At 68.5% G+C, this 13868-nt stretch carries 14 protein-coding genes; 7 read left to right on the top strand and 7 right to left on the bottom strand.

The genetic code is table 11. The features are described from left to right. Nucleotides 1-6 precede the first annotated feature (6 nt). From ACOOHF_RS04260 to lipA, 3 genes are read right to left on the bottom strand one after another with little or no spacing between them, the layout of a single operon-like run. Nucleotides 7-990 carry a pyruvate dehydrogenase complex E1 component subunit beta gene (locus ACOOHF_RS04260; RefSeq protein ID WP_420463510.1) on the bottom strand — a complete coding sequence of 328 codons (984 nt, stop codon included), beginning with the start codon at nt 988-990 and terminating at the stop codon, nt 7-9. After that, nucleotides 990-2099 carry a pyruvate dehydrogenase (acetyl-transferring) E1 component subunit alpha gene (pdhA, locus tag ACOOHF_RS04255; protein WP_420463509.1) on the bottom strand — a complete coding sequence of 370 codons (1110 nt, stop codon included), beginning with the start codon at nt 2097-2099 and terminating at the stop codon, nt 990-992. The genes ACOOHF_RS04260 and pdhA overlap by 1 nt, the downstream gene beginning before the upstream one ends. After that, on the bottom strand, nt 2096-3031 hold the full coding sequence (gene lipA / locus ACOOHF_RS04250; RefSeq protein WP_420463508.1) for a lipoyl synthase: 936 nt from the start codon (nt 3029-3031) through the stop codon (nt 2096-2098). Before lipA ends, pdhA begins: the two co-directional genes overlap by 4 nt. 160 nt (nt 3032-3191) lie before the next feature. Here lipA and ACOOHF_RS04245 point away from each other — a divergent pair, with 160 nt between their 5' ends. The 4 genes from ACOOHF_RS04245 (at nt 3192) to ACOOHF_RS04230 (ending at nt 5177) form a co-directional block, all read left to right on the top strand. Continuing rightward, nucleotides 3192-3440 (top strand): indolepyruvate ferredoxin oxidoreductase subunit alpha, encoded by a 249-nt coding sequence (locus ACOOHF_RS04245; RefSeq protein WP_419936000.1) that lies wholly within the window; start codon nt 3192-3194, stop codon nt 3438-3440. A 211-nt stretch (nt 3441-3651) separates the two neighbouring features. Then, the gene (locus tag ACOOHF_RS04240; protein ID WP_420463507.1) at nt 3652-3777 is read left to right on the top strand and encodes a hypothetical protein; all 126 of its coding nucleotides are present in this window, start codon (nt 3652-3654) and stop codon (nt 3775-3777) included. A 183-nt stretch (nt 3778-3960) separates the two neighbouring features. Further along, on the top strand, nt 3961-4902 hold the full coding sequence (locus tag ACOOHF_RS04235; protein ID WP_420463506.1) for a DNA-formamidopyrimidine glycosylase family protein: 942 nt from the start codon (nt 3961-3963) through the stop codon (nt 4900-4902). After that, complete coding sequence (locus ACOOHF_RS04230) at nt 4899-5177, top strand: hypothetical protein (protein ID WP_419936003.1); 279 nt, start codon at nt 4899-4901, stop codon at nt 5175-5177. Before ACOOHF_RS04235 ends, ACOOHF_RS04230 begins: the two co-directional genes overlap by 4 nt. A gap of 31 nt (nt 5178-5208) precedes the next feature. On the opposite strand, the gene ACOOHF_RS04225 is transcribed toward ACOOHF_RS04230, so the two are convergent. Next, complete coding sequence (locus ACOOHF_RS04225; RefSeq protein ID WP_419936004.1) at nt 5209-7380, bottom strand: alpha-ketoacid dehydrogenase subunit alpha/beta; 2172 nt, start codon at nt 7378-7380, stop codon at nt 5209-5211. 129 nt (nt 7381-7509) lie between these two features. Continuing rightward, a complete protein-coding gene (locus ACOOHF_RS04220; RefSeq protein ID WP_420463505.1) occupies nt 7510-8214 on the bottom strand; it encodes a hypothetical protein in 705 nt (234 codons plus the stop codon). Between the two features lie 158 nt (nt 8215-8372). Between ACOOHF_RS04220 and ACOOHF_RS04215 the strand changes: the two genes are divergently transcribed. From ACOOHF_RS04215 to mobA, 3 genes are read left to right on the top strand one after another with little or no spacing between them, the layout of a single operon-like run. Continuing rightward, complete coding sequence (locus ACOOHF_RS04215; RefSeq protein WP_420463504.1) at nt 8373-10658, top strand: DUF5916 domain-containing protein; 2286 nt, start codon at nt 8373-8375, stop codon at nt 10656-10658. Between the two features lie 37 nt (nt 10659-10695). Further along, nucleotides 10696-11133, top strand: coding sequence for an arsenate reductase ArsC (locus tag ACOOHF_RS04210; RefSeq protein WP_420464330.1), 438 nt, complete (start codon nt 10696-10698; stop codon nt 11131-11133). After that, nucleotides 11130-11840 carry a molybdenum cofactor guanylyltransferase gene (gene mobA / locus ACOOHF_RS04205; RefSeq protein ID WP_420463503.1) on the top strand — a complete coding sequence of 237 codons (711 nt, stop codon included), beginning with the start codon at nt 11130-11132 and terminating at the stop codon, nt 11838-11840. The genes ACOOHF_RS04210 and mobA overlap by 4 nt, the downstream gene beginning before the upstream one ends. An 8-nt stretch (nt 11841-11848) precedes the next feature. Here the strand turns inward: mobA and ACOOHF_RS04200 are convergent, their stop codons facing one another. Both ACOOHF_RS04200 and ACOOHF_RS04195 read right to left on the bottom strand, forming a co-directional pair. Then, on the bottom strand, nt 11849-13060 hold the full coding sequence (locus tag ACOOHF_RS04200; protein WP_420463502.1) for a kynureninase: 1212 nt from the start codon (nt 13058-13060) through the stop codon (nt 11849-11851). Continuing rightward, entirely contained in the window at nt 13057-13860 is an 804-nt protein-coding gene (locus ACOOHF_RS04195) for a tryptophan 2,3-dioxygenase (protein WP_420463501.1), read from the bottom strand. The genes ACOOHF_RS04200 and ACOOHF_RS04195 overlap by 4 nt, the downstream gene beginning before the upstream one ends. Nucleotides 13861-13868 lie beyond the last annotated feature (8 nt).

Here is a 13868-nt window from a genome sequence, read left to right as displayed (position 1 = left end):
GGGCTGCTAGCTCGCGTAACACACGTGGCGCACCGCTTCCGCCACATGCTCCGCGTTGGGAATCACCAGCTTCTCGAGGTTCTTCGCGTACGGAATCGGGACGTCCAGCCCGTTCACGCGTGCGATCGGAGCGTCGAGCGAGTCGAACGCCTCTCGCTGAATGTCGTCCACGACCTGCGCGCCGATGTTGCACATCGGCCACCCTTCCTCCGCCACCACGGCCCGGTTCGTCTTCTTCACCGAGGCCACGATCGCGTCCACATCGAGCGGGCGGACCGTGCGCAGGTCCAGCACCTCGGCGTCGATGTCCTCCTTCTCCAGCGCCCGCGCCGCCGCCAGCGACTGGTGCACCATCTTCGAATGGCACACGATCGTCACGTCGGACCCCTCGCGCTTCACCTCCGCCTTCCCGATCGGGGTCAGGTATTCCTCCTCCGGCACCTCGTCCCGCACGAGGTTGTACATCATCTCGCTCTCGATGAAGACAACGGGATCGTTATCGCGGATCGCGCTCTTGAGGAGCCCCTTCGCGTCCCGCGCCGTGGCGGGTGCGACCACCTTCAGCCCCGGCACGTAGCTGTACCAGGGTTCGGGCGACTGTGAATGCTGCGCCCCGAGCTGCAGCGCGGCGCCGCCCGGTCCCCGGAAGACGATGGGCACGTTGTACTGCCCACCCGACATCTGGTACGTCTTCGCCGCCGAGTTCACGACCTCGTCGATCGCCAGGAGGGCGAAGTTCCATGTCATGAACTCGACGATCGGGCGAAGACCGGCCATCGCCGCGCCCACGCCGAGCCCCGCGAACCCCAGCTCCGCGATCGGCGCGTCGCGCACGCGCCATTCCCCGAACTCGTCGAGCAGGCCCCTGGTGACCTTGTAGGCGCCATCGTACTCGCCCACCTCCTCACCGATGATGAAGGTCGAGTCGTCGCGCGCCATCTCCTCGCGGAGGGCTTCGTTCAGCGCTTCCCGGTAGGTGCGGATGGCCATCAGCGGAACTCCTTCCGCCACGCGTCGCGCCGCCGCATGTCGTCCGGATACCCGTCCGAGTACACGTAGCGATAGGTCGCCTCGGGATCGGGGAAGGGGCTCCGGTCCGCGAACGCGGCGGCCGCCTCCGCGACCTCGATCGCCTCGCGGTCCATCATCTGGTACTCCTCTTCGCTGAGCCGGCCCGCCTCGATCAGCCGGCGCGAGAAGGAGAGGATGGGATCGTCCGACCGCCACTTCTCCACTTCCTCGCGCGTCCGGTACGTGCCGTGGGTCGGGTCCGCCATCGAGTGGCCCATGTACCGGAAGCAGCGGGCCTCGATGAAGCTCGGCGTCTTCTCGTCCCGTGCTCGTTCGATCGCTTCTTCCACCGCCTGCCGCATCGCGAGCAGGTCCATGCCATCCACGGCGAGGGAGGTGAGCCCGGCGTATCCCCGCCCGCGGTCCTTGAGTTCCTTCACCGCCGACACGCGCCGGAAGTCGGTGCCCATCCCGTACTGGTTGTTCTCGAGGAGGAAGATGACGGGGAGTTTCCAGCGCGCGGCCATGTTCACCGACTCGTGAAAGGCCCCGATGTTGACGACGGAATCGCCGAAGAAACAGAGACACACCTGGTCTCCGCCGCGGTAGCGGATGGCGTAGCCGGCCCCGATCGCGAGCGGCAAATGGCTGCCGACGATGCCGTGTCCGCCCATGAAGTTGAGCGAGGCGTCGAACATGTGCATCGAGCCGCCCATGCCCCTGGAGCACCCGTCCGCGCGCCCGTAGAGTTCGGCCATGACCGCGTTCGGCGTGATGCCGCGGACGATCGCCTGGGCGTGCTCGCGATAGGCCGTGATCACGTAGTCGTCCGGGCGCAGCGGAGAGATCGCCCCCACGGCGACGGCTTCCTGTCCCGTGTAGAGATGGCAGAAGCCGCCGATCTTCCCGATCTGGTAGACCTCCGCCGCCTTCTCCTCGAAGCGCCGCGCAACGACCATCTGCCGCAGGAGTTCGAGGCACTCTTCCCGCGAGAGCCCGAGAAAGGCTTCGAGATCCTCCCGCGGCCCGGCGCCTGTCCCGTCCGATACCGCGGCCACGGACGGGCCGGAACTCGACGCGGCGCTCATCCGGCCGCCGCCAGCGCCGCGACCCGCTGCCGCAGTTCGAGTACCTGCTCGCGGGCGTGGTAGCTGGAGCGGACGAGCGGTCCGCTCTCGACGTGAAGGAAGCCGCGCGACTCGCCGATCTCCTTCCAGCGCTCGAATTCCTTCGGCGTCACGTAGCGGTCGATCGGGAGATGGTCCGGCGACGGCCGCAGGTACTGGCCCAGCGTGAGGATCTGGACGCCGGCCTCCAGGGCGTCGCCCATGAACTCGTCGATATCCGCGGCGGTCTCCCCCAGCCCCAGCATGATGCCGGTCTTGATCAGCACCTCATCGTCCAGTTCGCGGCCCGTGCGCAGCACCGCGAGCGAGCGGTCGTACCGTCCGCCCGGTCTGGCGACCCGGTGCAGCCGCGGCACCGTCTCCATGTTGTGGTTGAAGATCTCCGGCCTGGCCGCGATCACCGTGCGGATCGCGTCCGGGTTGCCCCGGAAGTCGGGGGTGAGGACCTCGATCGAGCACCCGGGCCGCCGCAGACGGATCTCCCGGATCATCTCCGCGAAGATCCAGGCGCCTCCGTCCGGCAGATCGTCCCGGTCGACGGAGGTGATCACGCAGTGGTTCAGCCGCAGCCGCTCGACCGCCTCCGCGACCCGCCGCGGCTCGTCTTCATCCAGTTCCTCGGGCCGTCCGTGCGCGATCGCGCAGTACGGACAGTTGCGGGTGCAAACGTCTCCCATGACGAGGAACGTCGCCGTCCCCGCTTCCCAGCATTCCCCGATATTCGGGCACTGCGCCTCCTCGCACACGGAGCTGAGTTCCAGCCCCCGCATCAGCTCCTTGAGGCGCATGTAGTTGGGCCCGCCGGGCGCCCGCACCTTGAGCCAGCGCGGCTTGCGCGACGGCCAGGCGTCCGGCGCCCCGTCCCCTCCCTGTATGACTTCGAGCGGCTTCAACCTTCGGCCCTCTCGCTCCTCGTTCGGACGTACATGCACGCCTCGCGCGCGAAACCTCAAAAGATACCGGGTCGCGCGCGACGCACCAACCCGCCGGGTCCCGGCGAGCCCTGTCTCGACCCGATTGCTCCCCCCGCACCCCCCCGGTATCTTCTCGCGCATGACCTACATCATCACCGAACCGTGTATCGCCACGAAGGACGCGTCATGCGTTGACGTGTGCCCTGTCGACTGCATCTACGAGGGCGAGGACCAGTTCTACATCCACCCCGAAGAGTGCATCGACTGCGGAGCCTGCGTCCCCGAATGTCCGGTCGAAGCGATCTTTCCGGACGACGAGGTGCCGGAGCAGTACGACGCGTTCACCGAGAAAAACTACACCCACTTCGACGTGCCCTTCCCGGGCTGAACCGGTGCGCCGCACCGACCCCGGGGCCGGACTCTGACGGAAGCCGCATGAAGGGATCGACAACCGGGTTCGCCGCGGCCGCGCTCCTGGCCCTGGTCTCATGCCTGCTCTCTCCCCGGCCGCAAGTCGCCCAGGTCCACGAGCACGGAGCCCGGGCGCACGAGCATGAGGCCGCCGGGTCCCGATCAGTATGGCGTGGTGGCGCGGCGGGGTGAGGATCCGGAAGGATCACGTCTATCGCGCCTCGGTGCAGTACACGAACCCGCTCCCCGGCCCGGCGCCGGACGGCGGCATGGGGGCGATCGGCGGCATCATCCTCGCCTCCGAGCACGCCTGACCGGCGTTCGACCGCGAGCACCCGGACTATGTACAGGACCTGCGGAACACCCTCGACAAGCCGAACGAGGCCGGCCATGCGCACGGCCACGCGCACGGTCCCTCACCCGGCTCCGGCGGCGACTGCTAGCGGTCGAGAGCGCGGAGCCGCGCTGTACGGCGATTCGCCGCCGGGAGGGCGCCGATGCCGGAACTTCCCGACATCACGGTCTATCTCGAAGCTCTCGAGGCGCGAGTCCTCGGGCACACGCTCGAGCGCGTACGGCTCGCGAGTCCGTTCCTCCTGAGGAGCGTGGAGCCGCCGCTCGCCGAGGCGCATGGACGCGAGGTCGTCGAGTTGCGGCGCGTGGGGAAGCGCATCGCGATGGGTCTGGGGGCCGCCGCCGCACCGCAACTCTGGCTCGTGCTCCATCTGATGATCGCGGGACGGCTCCGGTGGCGTGACCCCGGCGTGAAGATCCCGCGCCGGCTCGGTCTCGCCTCCTTCGACTTCGCGCACGGGAGCCTCCTCCTCACGGAGGCCGGCACGAAGAAGCGCGCCTCACTCCACGTCGAGCGCGGAGAGGAGGGTCTCGCCCGCCACGACCCCGGCGGCGTCGAACCTCTGCGAATCGGGCGGGCCGCGTTTCGCGACGTGCTGACGACCCGCAACCACACCCTCAAGCGCGCGCTCACCGATCCCCGGCTCTTCTCGGGCATCGGCAACGCCTATTCCGACGAGATCCTCCATCGGGCGAAGCTGTCGCCGATCAAGTGGACGCAGCGGCTGGATGAAGACGGGATCGCCCGGCTGTTCGACGCCACCCGGTACACGCTCGAGGCGTGGGTGCGTCGGCTGCGTAACGACCTGGAGGGGGAGTTCCCGGAGAAGGTGACCGCGTTCCACGACGCCATGGCGGTGCACGGGAAGTACGGCCGGCCGTGCCCCGACTGCTCGGCGCCGATCCAGCGGATCCGCTACGCGGACAACGAGACGAACTACTGCGCCGCCTGCCAGACCGGCGGGAAGGTGCTCGCGGACCGGTCCCTCTCCCGGCTGCTGGGGAAGGACTGGCCGCGCAGCCTCGAGGCGCTCGAGGAACTCCGCTCCGTGCCCGGGCCCCCGGCCGCTGAGCGAGACGCATGATCCGCTACCACTACCACACGGCGCGGAAGGACATCCCCCGGCTCGGCATCATGAAGGGCGACCCGCTGTGTCACGTGTACAGCGATCTCTCGCGCGAAGAGCTGGAAACGTGGGGCAGGAGCCACGGCCTCGAGCCGGCGTGGATCCACGACTCGACGCTCCCCCACTTCGACGCCTACGGCCCTCGCCTCGACTGGTGCGGCCCCGGCGTGACCCGCATGGAACTCAAGGCGCACATCCGCGCGTGGCGCTCCCGCCACCGGGTACAGGGGTAGCCAACGGCACGGGGGACCCGGCGCGGCCGGACTACCAGGTCGCGAGTTCCACGATCGCCTCTGCGATGTCGTCGACCTGGGGCAGCGACGCGTTCTCGAGCGAGGGCGCGTAGCCGATGAAGGTGTCCGTCGAGGTGATGCGGCGGATCGGCGCGTCGAGCCACTCGAACAGTTCATCCGCCAGGCGGGCCGAGATCTCCGCCCCGTAGCCCCACGACTTCGCGTCCTCGTAGGCCACGAGCACGCGGTTCGTCTTCTTCACGGAGCGCGTGATCGCGTCCATGTCGACCGGGTTCAGCGACCTCAGGTCGATGAGGTCGGCGCTCACCGGCTCCCCGGCCCGATCGAGCTTCGCGAGCGCCTTGCGCGTGCGTTCCACCATGGCTCCGTAGGTCACGATCGTGAGATCGTCTCCCGTCTCCACGAACGCGGCCTTCCCGAACGGGATCATGTAGTCCGGGCCGGGATAGACGCCCTTGTTGTACGTCTGCCGGTACAGGTGCTTGTGCTCGAGGAAGAGCACCGGGTCGTCGCAGCGGATCGCCGTCCGCAGCAGCCCGTTCGCGTCCACGGCGTTCGAGGGGCAGATCACATGCATGCCCGGCGTGTGCGTGAAGAGCGAGGCGCCGGTCTGCGAATGGTAGATCGCGCCCCCGGTCAGATACCCCCCGTAGGTCGTACGGATGACGAGCGGACACTTGAACGCCCCGTTGGAGCGCCAGCGGAAGGTCGCGACCTCGTTCCGGAACTGGTGGTAGGCGGGCCAGATGTAGTCGAAGAACTGGATCTCGGCGACCGGCTTGAGGCCCCGCACGGCGAGCCCGATCGCGCGTCCGACGATGTTCGCCTCGGCGAGCGGCGAGTTGTACACGCGGACCGAGCCGAACTCTCGCTGCAGGCCGTGCGTGACCTTGAACACGCCACCCTTGCCCTTCACCTCCTCGAGGATTTCTTCGCGACTCGCGTCGGCGACGTCCTCCCCGAACACGACCATCGTCGGGTCGCGCCGCATTTCGTCCCGCAGGCAGGCGTTCAGCAGGTCGACCATCGTCGTGGGCTTCCCCTCCGACTCGAAGCGAGGCTCGGTCTCGAAGGCGCTCGACGCAGGATCGATGTCGGGTGAGTAGACGTGCGTATAAATGGACTCCGGACTCGGCTGGGGGCGGGTCGCGGCCCGGTCGGCCGCATCCGCCACCTCGTCCTTGATCTCCGCCTTGAGGCTCTCGAGTTCGTGGGACTCCAGCACGCCCTCCCGCACGAGGTAGGCGCCGAAGGTGACCAGCGGGTCGCGCGCCGCCTCGAGGTCCCGCTCGCTCTCGGGCTTGTAGAGCCGCTCGTCGTCCGACATGGAGTGGTTGTAGGGGCGGATGACGTGCGCGTGGACGAGCGCCGGACCGCGTCCGGATCTCACGTGGGCCGCGGCCCGCCGCACCACGTCGTAGCTCTCGAGCAGGTCGGTGCCGTCGACTTCCTCCACGTAGAGGTGGGGGAACCCGCGCACGATCTTCGAGATGCTGCCGCCGGCCGTGTTCACCTCGACCGGGACGGAGATCGCGTACCCGTTGTCCTCCACGAGGAAGAGGATGGGAAGTTCGAGGGTGGAGGCGCTGTTGAGCGCCTCCCAGAACTCTCCTTCCGACGTGGTGCCCTCCCCCGTGCACACGAGGACGATCTCGTCCGGCTTGACGTTCGGCACCCGCGAGTCGAGCCGGTCTTCCAGGCCGGACACCCGGGCGCGAACGATCCCCTCCGCGCACCCCACCGCCTGGTTGAACTGCGTGCCGGTCGGGCTCGAGGAGGTGACGATGTTGAGATCCGTGCGGCCGAAGTGCGCCGGCATCTGCCGGCCGCCGGTCGACGGGTCCTCGGCCGCGCCCACGTCGCCGAGGAAGATCTCGTACGGGGTCATGCCGAGTTCGAGGCAGAGCGCGCGGTCGCGGTAGTAGGTGAAGAACCAGTCATGGCCCGGCCTCAGCACGCGCCCCGCCGCCACGCAGACCGCTTCGTGTCCCGCGCTCGAAATCTGGAAGAAGATCCGGTTCTGCCGCTTCATCGCGATTTCGCGGTCGTCGATCATCCGCGAGGTGTACATGACGCGGTACATCGCGATGAGGTCCTCGGCCGGGAGGCCCCGCCATTCGGGGCGGGTCAAGGCTCGGAGCGCACGCTCCAGATCGTCGGTCTGCTCGATGGGGGTTGCCATGTATGTCCGGGTTGTGCAGGAAGAGTCAGGCGAAGGGCCTCCGCGCTCCGAGAGGCTCGCCACGAATGCCGCCTTCGCTCCCACGACCACCCCATGTCACCCCATCCGACGAAGACCCGGTGAAAGAACCTAGCCTCCCCCTCGGGTCCCGACCACCGACTGGAATCCGACCGGGCGGAAACCGCGCAGTCGCGGGAGGATCGAGGCGGCGTGATCGCCGATCGGGTCGCCCTCGCCGCTCTCCGGCATCAGCTGGCTCAGCGCGTGCATCATGGCGACCGTGTAGTCGGAGAAGGCGCGATAGGGAGGCGCGTGGCGGAAGCCCCACGCCCCCAGCGGAAGGAGGAGGAGCCAGCGCAGGTCGCCCGCCAGTTCCAGCAGCCCCTGTTCGTCGAGCGCCAGCCTGGGTTCGCCCATGGCCAGACGGGTCAACGCGGACATGAAGACCGCGGACGCTTCCGGCGAGAGCAGCTCGAGATCGGGGTAGCGAGCCAGCACGCTGGCGGCGAACGAGGAACCCTCCCCTGCCTGTGCCTTCGTCTCCAGTCCCTCGGGCGCGGTGAGGATCTCCGCCACGGACGTAGGTTCGCCCTCGCCCAGAATCAACCATTCCAGCCGGACGGGAGGGAAGGCCCGCTTGAGCGCCGCGATGAACTCGGCCCGCGGCCCCGCTCTCGGCCGAGGGTCCTCCGAGCGCTCGTAGTTGGAGAGGGTCCCGAGACTCAGCCGGGCCTGGTCCGGGAGTTCGGCGTTAATCCGCCGTCGAAACTCCCGCAGAGACAGGCCCACCACATCTTCCCGGAAGAACCGGAGTCGTAATTGAACACTGTTCATGATATTGAACATAGCTCTTGGGTGGCGGGGCCCGCAACCGCCGGCGAGCCTTGGGTGTTCATGTTTGTGTTCAGCTTCGGGTGTTCGCCGATCTCGATGTCCCGGCGTACATTTTGCAGCTTGGTACGTGCGGATTCATCGTTCAAGGTGTGCATCACATGAGCTTGCGAAGAAAGCCTGGTCTTCCCGGCTGTCGGCTCGGCCTGGGGGCCGTTTGTCTCATCGCCATGTCGGTCCCGGCGTCGGAATTGCGGGCGCAGGACGGTCCTGGGCAGCATGAACCGGAAGAAGAGCCGCCCGCGCCGCTGGAGGGCCTCGCGACCCGTGCGGCGCAGGCGCCCGCGGTCGATGGAGTGCTGGACGACGCGGCCTGGCAGGCCGTCCCCATCATGACGGATTTCATCCAGCGCGAACCGTTCGATGGGCAGCCGGCGTCCGAACGCACCGAAGTCCGTCTCGTGTACGACGACGCGGCCATCTACGTCGGCGTGTGGGCCTGGGATGGGGATGCGGACGCGATCATCCCGGGAGACCGGATCCGGGACACCGAGGTCTCCGAGTCCGACGCGATTCTGCTCGCGTTCGATACGTACCACGACTACCAGAACGCGTTCGTGTTCGGGACGACGCCGGCGGGGATCGAGTACGACGGCCAGGTCGCCAACGAGGGACAGGGAGGCGGCTTCTTTCTCGGCGGCGGTTTCAACACGCAGCGCCGGATGCAGTCCGGCGCCGGCGGCGGCTTCAACAAGAACTGGGACGGATCCTGGAACGTCGCGACGAGCCGCGACGGCGAGGGCTGGTACGCGGAGTTCCGGATCCCCTTCAACACGCTCCGGTACGGGAACGACCCGATCTGGGGGTTCAACGTCTCGCGCCAGATCCGCCGCCGGAACGAGGAGTCGTTCTGGTCCGCGGTCCCCCGCGAGTTCAACCTCTACCGCCTCAACTACGCGGGCCACCTGACCGGCCTCGAGCTGCCCTTCCATCGCCTGGGTTCCGTCACGCCCTACCTGCTGGGCTCGGCCGCGCGCGACTACGCCGGCGGCCAGACCGCCTTCGACCGGAGCTACGAGTTCGGCGGGGAGGCCAAGCTCCAGATCACGCAGGGGATCACGCTCGACGCGACGTACAACACGGACTTCGCGCAGGTCGAGGTGGACGACCAGCAGGTCAACCTGACCCGCTTCAGCCTGCTCTTCCCCGAGAAGCGCCCCTTCTTCCTCGAGAACGCCGGGTTCTTCACGGTCGGCGGGGGCGGGGCAGACCTCTTCTTCAGTCGGCGCATCGGGATCGCCAACGGGCGGCAGGTGCCGATCATGGGGGGGCTCCGCGTCTCGGGTCGCGCCGCGGGGTTCAACGTCGGGCTGCTGCAGATCGCGACCGACCGGATCGAGGGAGTCCAGGATCCGAACGCGTATTCAGTCGCGCGCGTGGCGCGGGAGCTGCCCAACCGCTCGCGCATCGGCGCGGCCTTCATCAACCGCGACGGAAGCGCCGCCGGCGACTACAACCGGACGTACGCCGTGGATGGGCAGCTCGGGCTGGGCGAGGCGTGGACGCTGACCGGGTGGGGCGCGCAGACGAAAACACCCGGCCTGACCCGAGCCGACCAGGCCTTCGACGCGACGTTCGGCCTCAACACCCGCAAGTGGCGGGGGAACCTCCAGTACCAGTACTTCGGGGAGAATTTCAACCCCGAGGTCGGTTTCCTGCGCCGCTCGGGCCACAACTACTATCAGGTCTTTCTGCTGCACAACATCCACCCGGGCGGAATCTTCCGCGAACTCCGCCCGCACGTCTCCTACTTCACCTTCCGGAGCGACAAGACCGGCGTCCAGCGCGGGTTCGAGGAATCCGCTCGCCTCCACATAGACCAGCACTGGGAGTTCCAGGACGGCATGGAGGCCCACACCGGAGTGAACTGGGTGCGGGAGGGCTTGTACGAGCCGTTCACGATCTTCGGGACGGACGTCACCGTGCCGGTCGGGACGTATGATGGATGGGAGGGGCAGATCCGCTTCTGGACGAACGAGTCGGCGAAGCTCTCCTTCAACGGGGGGGCGAACGCCGGGTCGTTCCTGTCGGGTTCGCGCCGCAGCGCGAACGGCACCGTGACCGTGCGGTCGGGTTCCTCGTTCAGCACGTCGCTGCGGCTCGACTACAACGACGTCAAGCTGGAGCAGGGGGACTTCGTCACGACGCTGGCCGGCGTGAACTTCGGGTATTTCTTCACGCCCCGGATCTATCTGCAGTCGCTCGTCCAGTACTCGACGCAGCTCGACACCTTCTCCGCCAACGTGCGTTTCGGGTGGCTGAACACTGCGGGGACCGGCCTGTTCATCGTCTACAACGACATCCAGGGCATCCAGGATCTGCACGGACCCCAGGGTCGCTCGCTGATCCTCAAGTTCAGCCGCCAGGTCAACGTCTTCGGAGGCTGACGGCAGTCGGGATCACGGAAACGGAAGCGTGACGCGGATGCGGCCCCGGCTCCTCTTCGTCTGCGTCGAGAACTCCTGCCGGAGCCAGATGGCGGAGGCCTTCGCGCGAATGCTGGCCGGAGACCGGGTGGAGGCGTCGAGCGGAGGATCCAGTCCGTCGGGCGCCGTGAACGCGCGCGCGATCGAGGTCATGGCGGAGGTGGGCTACGATCTGGGTGTCCACCGGTCGGAGGGGCTGGACGGCGTGCCGCCCGGGCTGTTCGACACGGTCGTCACCATGAGCTGCGGCGACGCGTGTCCTCATGTGCCCGCCCGCCGGCGGATAGACTGGCAAGTTCGGGATCCGAAGGACCTTCCGGGTGAGGAGTTCCGGGCGGTCCGCGATGACATCCGCCGGCGGGTGGCCGGCCTGCTCGCGGAGCTCGGCGTGGATCAGCGGGATGGCGCCGAAGGACCGCCCGAAGCCGGAGCGTGAGCGAGCCCACCCGGTCGGTGGTGATCGTCGCCGGCGGACGTTCGCGCCGCCTCGGGCGGTCCAAGCCGTTCGTCGAGATCGGGGGCCGCGCCATCCTGTTTCGCCTCCTCGACGCGACATCGCACATCGCGGACCGCGTGCTCGCGGTGCGCGAGGCTTCGCCCTTTGAGCGCGCCCTCCGCGCGGAAGCATGGAAGCCGGCCGCCCCCGTTGCCGGCGGTCCGCCCGGCTCGGTGGCCTTCGGGGATCCGGCCGGTCGTCGCCTCCTGATCGTATCCGATCCGGTGTCCGATCTCGGCCCCCTCGCGGGGCTCGCTTCCGGACTCGAGGCCGCATCCGCCCCCATCTGCGTCGCGCTGGCCGGCGACCTGCCCTTCGTCAGCCGCGACGTTGTGGACGGGCTCGGCGAAGCCCTCGCAGCGGCTCCGGAAGCCGACGCCGTCGTCCCCCGGGCACGGGATCGACGCCAGCCGCTCTGCGCCGCCTATCGCCGCGCCGCCGGCGAGGTCGTCGGCCGGCTCCTGGCGCAGCAGTCGGAGGTGGGCGTCCGTTCGCCGTCCATGATGAGCTTCCTGGACCGGCTGCGCGTCCGTTACGTCGAGGCCGGCGACCTCCCCGGGAGCGGCGACCTCGACGCGATCACAAGGGGCGTCGACAGCCCCGACGACCTCATCTGGGCCGCCCGCTACGCCGCTCGCGGCGACTGAAACGCCGACTAGAGCGCGGTGGCCGCGTCGCCAAGGGCGGCGATCGCGGCCACCAGCTGGCGGTCGCTGAGGTAAGGGGCCGGACCCAGCCGCAGCAGATCGTCGCGGTAGTCCGTCGCCACACCGCGCTCGACGAGCGCCTCGTGGAACTCGCGCGCCCGCGCGGTCCGCAGCGCGAGGAACCCTCCGACCGCCTCCAGCGGGATCCCCCGCTCCCGGTCTATGAGCCCGGGGTCGAGATCGAGCGCATCGAAGGCCTCCGCAAGATGTCCAACCTGGTGGCGGCTCACCGTGCGCAGAAACTCCGGGGAGAGTCCGTGGTCGCGGAAGAAGTCGAACACCTCCGCGGCCCGGTAGTGGCTGGTCGGGTCGTACGTGCTCCCCGCGAACCGTTCCGCGCCCGGTCCATAGCGCACGCGTCCCGCGTCCCCCCCCCGGCGCAGTGTCGAGAATTCCGCGAACCACCCCGTCACGGCCGGCCGCAGCCGGCAGCCCGGCGGGACGCGAAGGAAGCAGTTCCCTTCGCCGAGCTGGCAGTACTTGTATCCTCCCCCCACCACGAAAGCGCGCCCGAGCTCGAGCTGCGAGAGGTCGAACGGGATCGCGTTGAGAGCGTGGTAGGCGTCCACAAGAAGCGCTGCTCCGACCCGCTCGCACCGCTCGGCGACCTGCCCGAGGCCCGCGACGACGCGCGCGTCGCGATACAGGACCGCCGAGAGGAGGACGCCCGCCGTCTCGTCATCCACGGCCCGGCACAGCCGCTCGGAGAGCGAGTCGATCGGGTCCACCGGAACGCGAGCCACGGCGAGCCCCTCCTCCTCCAGCCGCTCGAGCTGGCGTCGGATCGAATGGAACTCGCCGTCCGTCGTCACCAGCCGCGGACGGGTGCGCAGGGAGAGCGCGGAGAGGAAGCGGATCACGAGTTCGTGCGTGTTGCCGCCGAGGGCGTAGTCCCCGCCGTCCGGCTGACCCGGCGCCCCGAGTAGCGCGGCGAATCCCGCCCGTACCCGATCCGCCCGCGCGAAGGCTTCCTCCCACTTCGCGTCGACGAGGCGGGCCGCGTCCTCCCACGCCCGGCGCTGGCCGTCGAACCCGCAGTCGGGCCACGCCTGGTGCGAGTGCCCCGTGAGCAGGAGTCTCTCGGCCACCCGGAAGCGGGAATAGTGCCGGGCGAGGGCGTTCGGTTCCCCGTACAGCTCCTCGGGTTCGAACGCCGTCACAGGTCCGTGCGGATCGCCCACAGGTCGGGGAACACGGGCTTGTTGAGCGACCCCCTGAGATACGCGGCCCCAGCCGTCTCTCCGGTCCCGGGCCTCGTTCCGATGGTGCGCTCGACCATCTTCACATGCCGGTAGCGCCATTCCTGCAGCCCCTCGTCGAGATCGACGAGCCGCTCGCACAACTGGACCAGCGTCGGATCCTCGCGGTAAAGCCGGACGAGCGCGGCCTGCACGCCCGCCGACGGCTCGGTCGGCGCCGTGACGTCGCGGCCCAGATCTTCCCGCGGGATCGAGTGCCCGCGCGCGTCCAGAAACCCCAGAAAGGCGTTCCACAACGAGGGTTCCCGGTAGCGACGTTCGAGCCGCTTCCGCGCGTCACTCCCGTCGGGGTATCGTTTGAACACCGATGTCCGCTTGTGGCCGAGCACGAACTCCAGCTCACGGAACTGGTACGACTGGAGTCCGCTCGCCTCCTCGAGCATCTGCCGGAAGGCGAGGAATTCGAGCGGCCGCATCGTCTCCAGGATGTCCAGCTGCGCGACCTGGACTTTGAGGATCGTGAGGATGCGCTGCATGGTGTGCAGGAGCCGCGGCATGTCGTCCGCCGCCATCCGGTCACGCGCGAACTCGAGTTCGTGCAGGAGCTGTTTGAACCACAATTCATACACCTGATGGATGATGATGAACAGCATCTCATCGTGCTCGTGGTCCCCGTTCCCGCCCGACCGCTCCACTTGGAGCGACAGCAAGTCCTCGAGGTGCAGATAGCCGGAGTAGGTCGTGTATTTCTCGTGCGCCATGGTCTCCC

The sequence above is a fragment of the Candidatus Palauibacter sp. genome (assembly GCF_965216145.1).
Taxonomy (GTDB): domain Bacteria; phylum Gemmatimonadota; class Gemmatimonadetes; order Palauibacterales; family Palauibacteraceae; genus Palauibacter.
This window is presented reverse-complemented; position numbering and strand designations above follow the sequence as displayed.

What these genes read in the sequence shown, in the direction of transcription:
- ACOOHF_RS04225 (WP_419936004.1), bottom strand. Translation starts at nt 7,380, where the DNA reads ATGGCAACCCCCATCGAGCAGACCGACGATCTGGAGCGTGCGCTCCGA.
- ACOOHF_RS04235 (WP_420463506.1), top strand. Translation starts at nt 3,961, where the DNA reads ATGCCGGAACTTCCCGACATCACGGTCTATCTCGAAGCTCTCGAGGCG.
- ACOOHF_RS04260 (WP_420463510.1), bottom strand. Translation starts at nt 990, where the DNA reads ATGGCCATCCGCACCTACCGGGAAGCGCTGAACGAAGCCCTCCGCGAG.
- pdhA (WP_420463509.1), bottom strand. Translation starts at nt 2,099, where the DNA reads ATGAGCGCCGCGTCGAGTTCCGGCCCGTCCGTGGCCGCGGTATCGGAC.
- ACOOHF_RS04195 (WP_420463501.1), bottom strand. Translation starts at nt 13,860, where the DNA reads ATGGCGCACGAGAAATACACGACCTACTCCGGCTATCTGCACCTCGAG.
- ACOOHF_RS04230 (WP_419936003.1), top strand. Translation starts at nt 4,899, where the DNA reads ATGATCCGCTACCACTACCACACGGCGCGGAAGGACATCCCCCGGCTC.
- ACOOHF_RS04215 (WP_420463504.1), top strand. Translation starts at nt 8,373, where the DNA reads ATGAGCTTGCGAAGAAAGCCTGGTCTTCCCGGCTGTCGGCTCGGCCTG.
- ACOOHF_RS04245 (WP_419936000.1), top strand. Translation starts at nt 3,192, where the DNA reads ATGACCTACATCATCACCGAACCGTGTATCGCCACGAAGGACGCGTCA.
- ACOOHF_RS04220 (WP_420463505.1), bottom strand. Translation starts at nt 8,214, where the DNA reads ATGAACAGTGTTCAATTACGACTCCGGTTCTTCCGGGAAGATGTGGTG.
- ACOOHF_RS04210 (WP_420464330.1), top strand. Translation starts at nt 10,696, where the DNA reads ATGCGGCCCCGGCTCCTCTTCGTCTGCGTCGAGAACTCCTGCCGGAGC.